Source organism: Microcoleus sp. BR0-C5 (genome assembly GCF_036705045.1).
In the GTDB taxonomy this organism is placed as follows: Bacteria; Cyanobacteriota; Cyanobacteriia; order Cyanobacteriales; family Microcoleaceae; genus Microcoleus.
Genome location: NZ_JAUBTR010000006.1, coordinates 144629 through 158806, shown reverse-complemented (window position 1 = coordinate 158806; position 14178 = coordinate 144629). Strand labels below are relative to the sequence as shown.

Below are 14178 nucleotides of genomic sequence, written 5' to 3'. Positions count from 1 at the left end.
GTTTTAGGTCAGGGAGTTTTTTCATTCCTTTATCTAATGTCTATCTCGTTCTCTTGTCAAGGGGGTTGAGCAATTACGTATTTTTAGTAATTATACGAGCCAATTTTAAAGGCATTTTTAAGAATTTCCACAGCAATTCAATCTGCCATCGTCTGCGATAAATTTATCCAATTTCTTCATTAGTGTATGCTAATTCTCCGGATTCAGGTAAATTAGTGACAAACCTAAATTCAGTTCGTGTTTCTAAATCTGAAAAAGTCACTAATCTTACTTGAATTTTTCGTTTTTCACTCCACACTTCATAAGTTCCATTCTCCTTCATATTGATAGTAGAATTATTCTTAATTCGTAGTACAAAATATTGATTTTCTTGTTTCATTAATGCTTGAACGCGTTCAGAGCTAGAAAAACCTCTATCCATTACAGCGACTCCATTTTGAGGTGTGGCTGCTATAGTTTCATCTCCATGCTCACTGTCATGACCTGGGTGCATCTCAGTTTGGCAAATACATCAAATTGAAAGTTGACCGTTGAGATAAGCACAGCGAAGAGCAAGGATAGACGAAACGTTCTCAGGTAGTGCTTTTTTGTAAATGACAGAGGAAAAAAATCTCTCTTATTATCCAATCCCCATTTTTTTTCTGATTTGTTGGTTGTATTCGTGGATGAAGTTCCAAATTGCCCCGATATGATTCTCTAGCTTCTTTGAGAATGATAATGTCTTTCTTACTAACCTTGATATTCTCTGTCTTAACGTGTTGTTGAGTCTTTCAATATAACTCGTTAATCCCGTCTCCTTTCCTACCGCAAAATGTCTTTTGCTTGGCACCACCTTTTCATACGCCTCCCACATGTCCGTATACACCTTGGCGCACTGCTTATATACCCCTGGTAATGAATCCCAGAGTTGTTTGGCTGATGTCCGCGAACGGTCTCCAATCTCACATCCGATGATTTCTCTGGTTCGAGCATCTATTGCGAGCCAGACCCATTGCTTGTTCCCTTTATTGTCCACAAATGACCACAACTCGTCGATTTGAACCGTCAGCTTCCCTTTTTCTTTTGGCACTACTTCTGCTTGCTGCTCTACCTGTTGATAATATTTGTTGACATAATGCAAGGAGCCAGCTTGCTGACACACCTACTGCTCTTACTATTCCGGCTAATGGGATTTTTTCCAGTAATAATAATTTTACCAATGCGATGGTGTCTTTGTCTTTTGGTTTCCACTGTGGATTCTCCACAAACTGTCTTCCACAGTCTAGACATTTATGGTTTTGCTTGCCTCTGCGCGTTGTCCCATTTTTCATAATGTCATCAGAGCCACACGTTGGGCAACTTAAATCCAATTTCATTCCATCATTCCTCTCTCACGATCGTCGCTCTATTTTACTATTTTTCTCTGTCATTTACAAAAAAGCACTACCCGTTCTCAATATTCCATTGTGCTCCCGATATTTTTACCCTTAATCCAATGCGTTTAATTATTGATTCAATTGTTCCAGAACCAATCGAACTTATGGATTATTCTTTGTAGTATTGGTAATTTACTATTCGGCAGCGATGGGTCTATAAATAATTACAAAACGTTTTAAATGCTTGACCTTTAAAGTCTTTAAATATTTTTATAACTTCATCAATTTTGCCTTGCCATAACATAGTTTCTGCTGATTTTAATCGTTTTATTGAACCCCCTACCTTATAGAGATTTTCTTGTTCGATGATACCAATCTAAGATTTCTTGTCTTTGTTCATTATCTCCAATTTCTTTAAATATGTTCCAAATTCCGGCATGACTATCTCCTAAACAATACAGATGGTGTAGTAATTTTTGGCTATTAGTCCAATCAATTAAGTCTTGATTATTTTGAAAAAATGCTCCCGAATAAACATTATCTAAACACACGGCTTTATAGTCTTTCCAGTAACAGCTCTCGCCCTTGGTTTCGTTGCGTAGTCTAACTTTACCGCCATCTAATGTAATTTATTTGACTCCTTGTTTAGATGTAGGCAATTCAAATTCTGGTCTCTTGACTAATCTTTGTAATGTACTGTGAGAAATTTTGATTCCCGTAAATTTTTCCAAATCTTTTTCTGCCATTTGATAAGATTCATTGGCACTGATTAAAAGACAGCAATTTTCCATGAGTGGACTAAATTGACTATAAGCTTTTAAGTCAAAATATTTTGCCTGATTATCTGTAATGTCGAGCGAGCCGATTATTGATTTTATTTTTCGGGCTTTTCCTGTTTGAATTCCTGATACTGCTGAAAAAAAAAGCTACCTAGTTCGGGGCCAACTTCTGATAACATTTTCGCTTCGCAGTGATTTTTCTATACTTTCAAAACTTTTTAACTCGGTTGGATCTGTATTTCTGTAAAGAATTTCTGCTACCGCTTTTAAGTGGGCTTTTAGCTGTTGTTGGTCTGATGGTATCATTTTATTTGCCTTATATTTATTTGACGATTTTACTAGCTTTTTCATTTTAACTCTTTTTTGACACATTCGCCCAAGTGAGATGCACCCCGTCCGGCTCGATTAAGACGAATACTAAAAAAAAAGGGTTTATTTGGAACTTCGCTTAGGAAGAGCCACAAAGGAAAACAAGAAAGTGCAGTACGCCAAATCAAACTCTTCAGACCTAGAGATGCTGGAATGGGCTGCTGCTGCGGGAGAAATCGACTTAAAATATTTAGATGAATCAGGATTTTTAGCTCCCAAGCGAACCTGGTTACACTTATTACAAACGAGGTGAGCAAAAACGGTTAGAACAAACCAAGAGGCGTGGTCGGAGAGTAAGTATTGTAGGACTTTTTCAACATTAATTAAGCTTTGTTTACGGTTTAGTCATAGGGGGTGTCGATCGAAAAGCTTATATCAGAATAATGGAATCCGAAGCACAGGAAGCCAGTCAGAGTAAACGAATGAGAGTAATAGTACAGGATAATGGCCCAATACATCGATGTCATGAAGTTCAACAATTATGGTCGAAGTGGGAAAGCCAGGGTCTATATATCTTATTTTTACCCAAATATTGTTCAGAAATGAATCCGATAGAATTGGAGTGGCAACATATCAAAAAAGACGAGCTAGCTGCGACATTTGTTTGAGGATGAATTAGAGCTGGCTTATGCCGTAATTAATGGGTAGAAGTTAGAGTAAAAAGAGGAGATTACCCTACACAACGTATTAAATTCAAGTCCAGTCACCCGACTTAATATTTGGTTACATACTTAGGGATTTTTCCGCCGACCTACTTAGGACAACAAGTGGTATTGTTGAAGGTATTAACAACAAGCTTAAGTTAATAAAACGTTCTGCCTATGGCTTGAGAAATTTTGAAAACTACAAAAATAGATGTTTGCTTACTTGGCATTTTAATTGTTAGTTTGGCATACCAAGTAAGGAAGAACATAAAATATTTCTGACAAGTCCTACAGTAAAATTGGCGGCGCGGAACCTGCAAATAAACTGGTTGACCGAAAATTGATAGATCCCGTATCAATACCGGTCGATTTTGATTCAATTGATCACGCCCGATGCTCGCAGTGTGGACAATTACTGTCTTTCTTAAGAAAGCGCAGTTTTAAGAAAACATCAGGCGCTTCTTGGATGCAGCTTTCAACAGTAACATCGGGTAGATTAAGCAGTCTATCAAGATGAAGATCCATACGGTAGAAATCAATTAGGAATGAAAAATCAATAACTTCCACAATTAAACCCCAGAAGCATTTATCCAAGGTAAACTATTGCTCTATTAGTCACCTTATTTATTTTTCATTCCTTAGTGGTATCTCATTATACGGCTTTCACCAAAAACCCAGAAGAACCCGTTGCCGAACTTCCTTCTTCCTTCTTCCTTCTTTCTACCCCCTTCTTCCTTCTTCCTTCTTCCTTCCCAATTCCCAAATTTTACTTTTTTTGTAGCAACCAATAAGTCATCATATCCCCCTTACCTTTTACCGGAATCACGCCTCGCCTCTCAAATAAATACTTATCTTTCAAAAGCTCATAAGTAACATCAGTAACTTGAATGCTGCCTGCAAAACCCGTAGCTTCCATCCTCGCCGCCACATTCACCGTATCTCCCCACAAATCATAGGTAAACTTGCTCACACCAATTACTCCAGCAACCACCGGCCCGGAATTGATGCCAACGCGAATTGCCAGTTTTTCCCCTGTCTCGGCGCACAACTTTGCTATTTTTGCCTGCATTCCCAGGGCCATTTGGGCGATCGCCTCGGCGTGATCCTGTCTCGGCGTAGGCAACCCCCCGACTACCATGTAAGCATCGCCAATAGTCTTAATTTTCTCCACACCGTACTTTTCAGCTAACTGGTCGAAGTGCGAAAAAATTACGTTCAAGCGCTTTACCAACTCGGTGGGAGACATTCTAGCAGACAACTCAGTAAAGCCAACAATATCAGCAAATAAAACACTTACTTGGGCAAAACTGTCGGCGATCGTGCTTTGCTCTGCCTTCAAGCGTTCTGCGATTGGTTTGGGTAAAATATTTAACAGCAACTTCTCGCTTTGTTCTTGTTGAACTTTTAGCGCTTCTTGCGCTAATTTGCGTTCTGTAATATCAGAAACAGTACCCTCATAGTAGATCAGATTACCTTTTGAATCTCGAACAGCCCGAACATTTTCTGACACCCAAATCCGGCGTCCGTCTTTGCGACATACCATAGATTCAAACCCAGAAACGGCATTTTCAGCATCCATAGCAGCTACAAATTCGAGGCGGCGTTCCGGGTCAACGTACAGTTGCTGAGCAATATTTTTAATCTCGGACATCAGTTCTTCTGGCGAGTCGTAACCGTACAATTTTGCCAAAGCTGGATTAGCGCTGAGATAGCCTCCTGAAGGCGTGCTTTGAAAAATGCCTTCCATCGCATTTTCTACAATGCTGTGATATTTTTCTTGAGCAATACGCAGCAATTCTTCTGCTTGTTTGCGCTGAATCAAAGAACCTAATTGAGTGCCGACCGCATTAAAAACGTCTATAAATCGTGCGTCTTTCCCACCTGACGAAATTTTAAAGAAAACTAGCACTGCCAATACTTCATCGCCTACCAAAATCGGCACGCCAAAACCCGCTTTGAATCCGAGTTCTAGTGCTATTTGACTTCGGAGAAAATGCGGGTAGCCCTTGGTAAGCTCTTCTAGCCATTCCGGTTGCTTGGATGCCCAAACTCGTCCGGGTAGCCCTATATTCATGGCAAATGTCAGTTGTTCACTTTGGCTGCGGAACGGTTCAAAACTCGCGCTGCTCGCATACCAGCCCCGGGCAGATTGCAGCACCGTTCCTTCTGCATCGGGAATCCAAGCTTCTCCTATATCCCATCCGATTGTTTCGCCAACATGGTGCAGAATTACTTCTAAAGCTGAGTGAAAGTCTACGGCTTCGCCGATCGCCCGCGTAGTTTCCAGCAAAAACCGGATTGATTCTTGGGCCCGCTGCCGTTCTGCAATTTCTTCCTGCAATCTAGAATTGCGATCGTGCAGTTCCCTAGCTTGCAGTTGCAGTTGGGATTGCAGCGAACGAAGGGAAAGTTGGTTTTGGACGCGGGCTAAGACTTCTTCTACTTGAAACGGTTTAGTAATATAATCTACCCCTCCTACTTGAAAAGCTTTAACTTTTTCCAGCACGTCATCTAGCGCACTAATAAAAATTACCGGAATATCTTGAGTTTTTTCGCTTAACTTTAACTGCTCACAAACTTCATACCCGTTCATTTGCGGCATATTAATATCTAGTAAAATTAGATCGGGAGGAGATATTTGTGCCCCTTGTAAAGCCAAGTGTCCGTTAATAGCCTTCCTGACATGATACCCATGAGATGTCAGCATAGTCGATAAAAGTCGCAAATTATCCGGCATATCGTCAACTATCAGAATGTCTTTAGGAGTCGCTGGTAATGGATGGTCGTTCATCATAATATAATTGAGTTAAATCGATAATGATATCTATCCGAAAATTATCGACTAAATCTGTTAAAGCGTTAGCGAGATTTGCCTCAGTTTCGGGAATTTCCTTGATCAGTTCGAGGATGCGGTTGTCGTCAACACAAAGTGCTGCTCGGTGCAACTCGACCACCCAGTCTGTGGGCATTACACTCAAATCCTCGGTGGTCAAACTTTTAAGCAGCGTCGGTGTTGAAAAAGAAGTAGATAAGTTTTCTTTCTCATAAATATAACGCAGGTTGAGATGATGCGCTATCTTTTCAAAGAGTACCTCTTCCCGAAACGGTTTACATATCAAATCGTTACAACCAGCAGACAAAATTATTTGCCGCTGCTCGTCAAAAGCACTAGCCGTCAAGGCAATAATTATTGTTTTTTTACCTTCTAGAGTTTTCTTAATCTGTCTGGTCGCTTCATACCCATCCATCACGGGCATCAGCATATCCATTAATATCAAGTGCGGCTTCCAAGTTGAATTCAAAGCAATTGCTTCTTGACCGTTAGTTGCTTCCCGGACTTCAAATCCCAGGGGGATCAGCAGCTTAAGCAGCAGTTGGCGATTTTCCGCTACATCTTCAACTATTAATATCCGATAAGTGTCTTGCCCTGCTTCTAAAGCAATAACTTGTTTAACCGTCGATTTTTCTTGTTCATCACTTTCTGTTACTAAGTTAACCCAGATATTAAAGCTGAAAGTTGTGCCTTTGCCTAGTTGACTTTCTACAGCAATATCACCTCCCATAATCCGAACAAACTGTTGGCTAATCGGCAACCCCAGACCCGTTCCCTGCATGGATTTTCGACCTGTTTCGGTTTGTACAAAGGGCTTAAATAATGTGGAAAGTTCCAAGGGAGAAATGCCGGGCCCCGTGTCGGCAATTTCAAAATACAATTGGGATTTGTTTTCTTCTGTGGCGTCTTTTTCAGCTTTGCTGCTGACGCGCAAAGTAACGGTTCCCTGTTGAGTAAATTTAATCGCATTGCCGATTAGGTTAATTAAAACTTGCCGCAATTTAGCTTCGTCTGTTTGAATGTACTGCGGCAAATCATCGGCCTTTTCAAATATTAGGTGCAAACCTTTTGAGTTGGCTTTGAGTTGCAGCATTTCTTTGAGACTGTTGAGAAGGTTGTAGAGATCGAAGCGGCTGGGATTGATGGTAATTTGACCTGCTTCTATTTTGGACATTGACAAAACATCATTGATGAGTTCTAGCAAATGTTCGCCACTGCGGTTAATAATTTCTATGTATTCTTTTTGTTCTTCCGTGATAGAACTGTTGCGGGCCATGACTTGGGAAAAACCGAGAATGGCGTTGAGAGGTGTGCGGAGTTCGTGGCTCATGGAAGCTAGAAATTGGCTTTTGGCGCGGTTGGCAACTTCGGCGTTTTCTTTGGATTTCATCAGTTCTATGGACTGCCTTTGAGTGCGGGCGAGCAATTCCGCTTGCTGTAATGCTACTCCTAGCTGAGTACCGACATCAACTGCAACGTTGATTTCTGCTTCACTCCACTGGCGGGGAGCAGAATTTTGATAGGATGCTAGTAATCCCCAGAGCTTTTTGCCAGAAAAAATTGGTACAATAATGTAGGATTTAGCTTGAAATTTTTCTAGCAATTGGATGTAACAATTATCGAAACCTTGCTGGTAAATATCTGGGACACAAAGGTAAGTTGTACCTCGGCTGTAGGCTCCGCCTTGGGTTTGTTGCAAATAGGTATCGCGTACTTCTTGTGAGGGGCTATCTAATTCTTTGACGACGCAACGGTCGCTGTTTAAAGCGCCTTCAGTTAGGTGAGAATCGGTATCCTGTGCTTGGATGAATGAAACCCACTTGCGGTCAAGGGATTCGGCTACAAATTCGCCACTCCAGTCTGGATTGAAACGGTAAATAGCGACTCGATCGCACTTCATGGTTTGGCGCAATTCTCGGGTTGTGGCGTGAAAAATTTCTCGGATATCTAAAGTTTGCCGCATTCTTTCAATGATGCGGGCGATCGCTCTTTGTCGTAAAGCACTTTCTTGCAGTTCGGTTTCGGCCTGCTTGCGTTCGGTAATATCTACAGCCATTAAAGCACTGCCGATCGCTGTACCGTTATCGTCAATTAGTTGAGTATTGTACCACTCGCAGATGATAATTCTGCCGTCTTTAGTCAGATTTTCGGTAGTGCCGCTGGATTTGGGGTTCAAGTCGTGATTTAAAATCTTAGATAATTGCGGGTGGTAGCTTTCAGGTACGATCAAATCGGAGGCGACTCGACCAATCGCTTCTTCCTCACTGTAGCCAAAAATAGCAACGGCTGCGGGATTCCAAGTGATAATTTCTAAATTGAGGTTTAACTCGATAACTGCGATCGGCGTTTGCTGCAATAAAAATGAGATTCTTTGTTGGGATGCTAGCAGTTTTTCTTCGGCTAATTTTCTGTCTGTGATGTCATTAGCAGTGCCGAGAATTTGTTTGGGTTTACCATCGGGTGTTCTGAGAAATACTGTATCCCAACTGTGCATCCACCGCCATTCACCGTTTTTGTGTTTCATTCGGTATTGACATTCAATGACATCACCGTCTTGGGCTTGCTCCACTTTTTGGACGCTTTCTAAAAGGTTTGACAAATCCTCGGGGTTGAGCAGCGTTGACATCATTGCTGTACCCATATCTTGTATTTCTCGGGCGGTGTATCCGAGCATCGTCGAAATTTGTCGGTTGCTGTAGACATTCCGCTGTTCAATTAAATCGTAAACATACAATAGGTTGGGATTGGAATCGGCGATCGCTTGAATGAAGTGCTGGCTCTCTCTGAGTGCGGATTCTGTTTGTTTACGAACGCTAATATCTCTGGCTACAATAATCACTGAATCTGGAGTCAGCGGAGAAACTTTAGCGTCGAGGCAAACTTCGCGCTCTCCGACTTTAAAGCTATATTCAACATTGATGGTTTGCTGCGTTTTTAGAGCTTGGTGGATGGCCTTTAATACTAAATCTGCTATATGTTTTGGCAAAACTTCGTGGGCGGTTTTGTTAATCATTTCGCTTGGAGGTTTCACCAAATTTGTTGATGCTGTCGGGGCGATTTTGATGCAGCGCCCTTCTGCATTTCTCACTAAAACTGTGTCAGTCATGGCGGCAAAAATCGCCCGTAATTCAGTTTCAGATTCTTGCAGAGCTTGCTCGGCGCGGACGCGGGTGCGAATTTCTGCTTGCAGCACTTTATTTTGCCGATCGAGCTGCTGAATTCGGTTTTTTTCTCGTTCGATCAGTTTAGCTTGAGCGATAGCGAGCCCTACTTGAGCCGCCACAGCTTCTAATAAGTCGATTTCCTCGGAAGTCCATTCCCGGTAACGATCGCACTGGTGCAAACAGATAGCGCCGTTTGCCCTGCCTTGGTAGGAAGTGCGAATTGCCAGCATCGATTTTAACCCAACCTTCTGGCAAATCGGTTGAACAGCTTGCAACAGAGGGTCTGAATAAACATTGTTGGAGGCGATCGCCATATCTTGTATCATCATTTGTACGACGTGAGGATTGCCCCAAATTGGAACAGGTACGTTCCGAATAGATTCGCACTCGGGTTCGAGATACTCTGCCGCCAGAGGAATATCGACTTGAGGGGTAGTAACGTAAGTATGAATCAAACAGCGATTGACGCAGAATGCAAGACCGATTTGAGTTGCAGCTATTTGAAATATTTGTTCGGGCTGCAAGCTTGAGCGAATTTCTTGAGTTATTTTTGCAATCAGCAATTCTCGCTGAACTTGCCGTTCTAAAGCAGCTTTAGCTCCCGCCATTTCTATTTCTGCGTGCTTGCGATCGCTGATATCAAAAAGTACGCCATACCAAACAATATCGCCATTATCGCGCATTTCTGGCCGAGAATTAGATTGCAACCATTTGAGTTTGCCCGACGGTGTAACAATCCGCCATTCACAGGCAAAAGGTTCTAAAGTTTGGGCGCTCGTAGCAATTTGTTTTACCAGATATTCGTCGTCATCTGGATGATTTTGGTCGAAGCAAAAGTCGGGATTTTTTAATATTTCCTCGCTCTCTAATTCGTAAATGTCCCGACAAGCATAACTAATATATTCAAACTTAAAACTTCCATCGGGCTTCTTGATAAATTGATAAAGAACTCCCGGTATATTGACCGCCAATTTCTGCAACCGCGCTTTGCTTTCCCGGAGTGATTGTTCTGTTCGCTTGCGAAATTCTACCTCTTGTTGCAGTTGGGCATTCTGCTCTTTTAATTGTTTTGATAGCTGTTGTATAGTCAATTGACTCTCGATCCGCACTAAAACTTCTTCCACTTGAAAAGGCTTAGTAATGTAGTCAACACCGCCGACTTCAAAAGCTTTGACTTTGTGAATAGTTTCATCAAAAACGCTCAAGAAAATAACCGGAATTTCCCTCATTCTCTCGTTGGATTTCAGTCTGGCACAGACTTCGTATCCGTTCATTTTGGGCATGGCAATATCTAGCAAAATTAAGTCTGGGAGAACGGTTAAATTAGCATTAACCGCCATTTCTCCCGAAATCGCCCGCTGAACTTTATACCCTTCTTTCGTCAATATGTTTGATATAAACCGCAGGTTGTGGGGCTGATCATCAATAATTAAAATGTGAATATTTTCTTTATCTAATATCATTGTTCTCTTACCATTATATTTTTTTTATTGCTAGCAGAAGATTGATGATTTAATAAATTTAGCGCGTAGTTTTCGATCATAATTGTTTATTAATTTTTTTTAAACTCAGCAACCAAAAGAGTTGCTTGAGATATTGATCCATCAAATAACGTATTTTTTTTTTCAAAGTATTAGTTGCTAGTTTTAAGTTGGCAACTAAAATCAACCGTATCTTAATTATATTTAATTCCCCAAACAAATCCCCTTATTTGCTGTCCAAATTAAGTCGGTCGAAAAACAATCATCACTTAGGCACTCCAGACCAAAGCAATCGGATTTTTTAACTTTGTTCAAGGGCTGCGACCAATTATTTTCGTAAAAGCCGGCTGATGCGCCCAGATCAGTTTTTTGCTGGACTTTAGGAGTAAAAGTCTCAGGAGGATAACGCAAGTTTGTGGAGATTCTGCTACCACATTCAAAGGGTTTTAGCAGAGATACACACTGGGACGTACCGCGAGGCGAAGAAACGGGATTTTTTACTCTTGTCGCTGCAACGAAGTATGGCTGTGAAAAACCTCGGTTTCGACGCACCCGCCCATCAGTCTTAAGATATTTAGAGGTGACTAAGCTATCGCGCATGGAAATTGAATATTCGAGGCGGGCGGGACGCCCACCCACTCATTCTTTAATTGTTTTTGACATACAATCAATTTAAATGCCGCAACAGCTTAAGAGTATAGATCGATCATCCCGCGCCCATAGCCTACCCTATAAACTCTTGTATTGGTCTTTTCTCTGCCAGCAATTCCTTAAGTTTAGCAATATTTTCATTGCTAAGGTAAATTTTAATTTCTAGTTCTTGGTCAGCCTCCCACAACAGCAGCATATTATCTTCGCCCAAGGCGATTTCGGGATTGTTTAATTCAAGTGTTTGATATTTAACTTCGGGAATGCCAACGCGAATTACCAGTTCCGATTCCAACTGAGGATAGATATACAATTGCTGTTGCAAATTGTCAAGTTCTAATTTGTCAACAGTGTTGTTACGTTGAACAGGATAATCGGGTTTGTACCAATAGAGAGTTTCCTCCCGAATTTCGGGATTGACTATCACAAATGTTTCGTCAAAACGCTGGGGTTGCCAGTGAATTTCGCTCAGGCCGCCGATTTGCGGAATTAGTCGCTCTACCCAGCTAATTTCTTTGCCGTTGAGGTTTCCCCACCACTGCCTGATATTATCGAGATTTTCAGCATTTTCGGGGTGAGTGCTGCCGGACTGCCAGACTGTTTTTAGTTGTTGCATATACAGATTATCCAGCGAATTTAAATTTGAGATTGCAGGCTTTCAATTGGAGATTCATTCGTTATACAATAATTTTAATGGACTTACCAATTATTTACCACGAAGATTACGTTGCACCTCTGCCACCGAATCACCGCTTCCCGATGGCAAAGTTTGGGATGCTTTACCAGATGCTGCTCGCGGATGGGGTAGCAGATAAATCGCAATTTCACGCTCCCGAACTTCCGCCTCAAGAATGGATTGAATTAGTTCACGACCCCTGCTACGTGCAAGCTTACTGCAACGGGACACTCGATAACAAAGCGACTCGGCGAATTGGTCTGCCTTGGAGTCGGGCCCTGGCTAATCGCACTTGCACTGCGGTTGCAGGAACTGTACTAACTGCCAAGCTCGCTTTAGACTACGGTTTGGCTTGCAATACTGCAGGCGGCACTCATCACGCATTCCCTGCTTTTGGGTCGGGTTTTTGTATTTTTAATGATTTGGCGATCGCCTCTCGCGTCTTGCAAAAAAGTGGTTTAGTTCACAAAGTTTTAATTGTCGATTTAGATGTTCACCAAGGAGACGGAACCGCCGTAATATTCCAAGATGATAGCAGCGTTTTTACTTTCTCGATGCACTGCGAAGTCAATTTTCCAGGCACTAAACAAAAGGGCGATTTAGATGTACCTTTGCCTGTCGGTATGGAGGACGACGAATATTTACAAACATTGGATAAATTTTTACCAGATTTGCTGTCAAATGTCAAGCCAGATTTAGTTTTGTACGATGCTGGAGTAGACCCTCATCACGGTGACAAACTGGGAAAATTAGCTTTAACTGATACGGGCTTATTTCGCCGGGAAATGCAAGTTTTGATGGCGTGTTTGGCTGGTGGCTATCCCGTTGCCTGCGTGATTGGCGGGGGCTATTCCGATGACGCTAAAGGGTTAGTTTACCGACATTCACTGCTGCACCGAGCCGCCAGTCAAGCCTACAGGCATTATCGACTTTGATCCAGAGCGGCGATACTTCCGAAATATGCCACAAAAAACAGTTTCCCTCACCCAAACAAATAAAAATACTATTGGCGATCGCTCCAGCTTGCCAGATGGGTACAAATTGAGCTAAAAAGTGGTTACACAAACAACGGTACTTATGTCGAATGCCAGCGAGTCCAATCACCCGTATCCACTGCTGGTTGTCATTGTTAACTACCGAACCCCTAGTTTGACAATTGACTGCTTGCGCTCTCTAGTTAGCGAAGTGCAATCGCTGCCCGGTATGCGGGTTGCAGTTGCCGACAATGCTTCAGGCGATCGCTCCGTCGAAGAAATTAGTAGTGCGATCGCCACAGAAGGCTGGAACGAATGGGCATCCTTCGTGCCCCTAGACTGCAACGGCGGATTTGCCTTCGGCAACAACGCCCTGATCCGTCCCGCCCTCCAATCCACCAATCCCCCCCCTTACTTCCTGCTGCTCAACCCAGACACCATAGTTCGCCCCGGTGCCCTCAAAGCCCTCGTCGATTTCATGGACACTCATCCCGAAGCCGGCATCGCCGGCAGCCGCTTGGAAGACCCCGACGGCACCCCCCAGGAGTCAGCTTTTCGGTTTCACAACCTCTTGACGGAACTCGATTTTGGTTGGCGGACAGGCTTTATATCCAAGTTATTAGCCAACTGGGCCGCAGCGCCTCCCATTTCCCAAGAAACCTGTCAAACTGATTGGGTAGCTGGAGCCAGCATGATCGTCCGTCGCGAAGTATTTGAAAAGATTGGCTTGCTGGATGAAGCTTATTTCATGTACTGCGAAGAAATGGACTTTTGTCTGCAAGCGAACAAAGCTGGCTGGAGTTGCTGGTACGTACCCGAAAGTCGCGTTGTCCACTTAGTCGGCCAAAGCTCAGGCGTCACTGACACCCAAAAGCCCGCCAAGCGGCGGCCTACCTATTGGTTTGATTCCCGGCGTAGGTACTTTATCAAAAACTACGGCTTGGTTTACACAGCATTAACTGATGTATCCTGGGCTTCGGGTTTTGCAGCCTGGAGGGTGCGCCGCGTACTTCAAGGCAAACCAGATCGCGATCCACCACAATTACTGAGGGATTTTGTATTAAATAGTGTATTTTTTAAGGGGGGTAAGATTGAAAAATCCAAAAACTTTTAAAGGGAGTTGGTAAATCGGTCAAAGCCAACTAAACCAGGTTAACCTAGGCAAGCAAAATATTTTATGATGCAGCCGAGAAATTAGTATTCTCGATCGATACAACCGGATTGCTCCTTCCTCAAAAACCTGATATACCCATTA

The 14178-nt window shown here is 42.6% G+C and carries 9 protein-coding genes and 2 pseudogenes; 4 read left to right on the top strand and 7 right to left on the bottom strand.

Translation table 11 applies throughout. The features are described from left to right. Positions 1–163: 163 nt before the first annotated feature. The 3 genes and pseudogenes from QUB08_RS05005 to QUB08_RS04995 form a co-directional block, all read right to left on the bottom strand. Entirely contained in the window at positions 164–493 is a 330-nt protein-coding gene (locus QUB08_RS05005; RefSeq protein WP_333223727.1) for a transposase, read from the bottom strand. 126 nt (positions 494–619) lie between these two features. Further along, a protein-coding gene (locus QUB08_RS05000; RefSeq protein ID WP_333223726.1) for an IS1 family transposase occupies positions 620–1355 on the bottom strand; the annotation gives its coding sequence in 2 pieces (ribosomal slippage) (positions 620–1120 and positions 1122–1355; 735 coding nt in all). Between the two features lie 67 nt (positions 1356–1422). Next, positions 1423–2440 (bottom strand): annotated as a pseudogene (locus QUB08_RS04995) (ISKra4 family transposase). A gap of 446 nt (positions 2441–2886) precedes the next feature. Here QUB08_RS04995 and QUB08_RS04990 point away from each other — a divergent pair. Both QUB08_RS04990 and QUB08_RS04985 read left to right on the top strand, forming a co-directional pair. Continuing rightward, a complete protein-coding gene (locus tag QUB08_RS04990) occupies positions 2887–3111 on the top strand; it encodes a transposase (protein WP_333223725.1) in 225 nt (74 codons plus the stop codon). A gap of 110 nt (positions 3112–3221) precedes the next feature. Then, positions 3222–3380: pseudogene (locus tag QUB08_RS04985) on the top strand (transposase); the annotation flags it as partial. Here QUB08_RS04985 and QUB08_RS32105 read toward each other — a convergent pair. The 4 genes from QUB08_RS32105 to QUB08_RS04965 form a co-directional block, all read right to left on the bottom strand. Beyond that, positions 3306–3527, bottom strand: a complete 222-nt coding sequence (locus QUB08_RS32105) for a transposase family protein (RefSeq protein WP_445300887.1) — start codon at positions 3525–3527, stop codon at positions 3306–3308. The pseudogene QUB08_RS04985 and the gene QUB08_RS32105 sit on opposite strands and share 75 nt — an antisense overlap. Before the next feature lie 386 nt (positions 3528–3913). Continuing rightward, positions 3914–5941: an adenylate/guanylate cyclase domain-containing protein gene (locus QUB08_RS04975; RefSeq protein WP_333223724.1), complete on the bottom strand. Its 2028-nt coding sequence runs from the start codon at positions 5939–5941 to the stop codon at positions 3914–3916. Next, on the bottom strand, positions 5907–10607 hold the full coding sequence (locus QUB08_RS04970) for a response regulator (protein WP_333223723.1): 4701 nt from the start codon (positions 10605–10607) through the stop codon (positions 5907–5909). The genes QUB08_RS04975 and QUB08_RS04970 overlap by 35 nt, the downstream gene beginning before the upstream one ends. Positions 10608–11349: 742 nt before the next feature. Beyond that, positions 11350–11889: a hypothetical protein gene (locus tag QUB08_RS04965; RefSeq protein WP_333223722.1), complete on the bottom strand. Its 540-nt coding sequence runs from the start codon at positions 11887–11889 to the stop codon at positions 11350–11352. Between the two features lie 77 nt (positions 11890–11966). Here QUB08_RS04965 and QUB08_RS04960 point away from each other — a divergent pair, with 77 nt between their 5' ends. Both QUB08_RS04960 and QUB08_RS04955 read left to right on the top strand, forming a co-directional pair. Then, positions 11967–12884 carry a histone deacetylase gene (locus tag QUB08_RS04960; RefSeq protein WP_333223721.1) on the top strand — a complete coding sequence of 306 codons (918 nt, stop codon included), beginning with the start codon at positions 11967–11969 and terminating at the stop codon, positions 12882–12884. Positions 12885–13026: 142 nt separating this feature from the next. Next, on the top strand, positions 13027–14037 hold the full coding sequence (locus QUB08_RS04955) for a glycosyltransferase family 2 protein (RefSeq protein ID WP_333154501.1): 1011 nt from the start codon (positions 13027–13029) through the stop codon (positions 14035–14037). Positions 14038–14178: the final 141 nt, after the last annotated feature.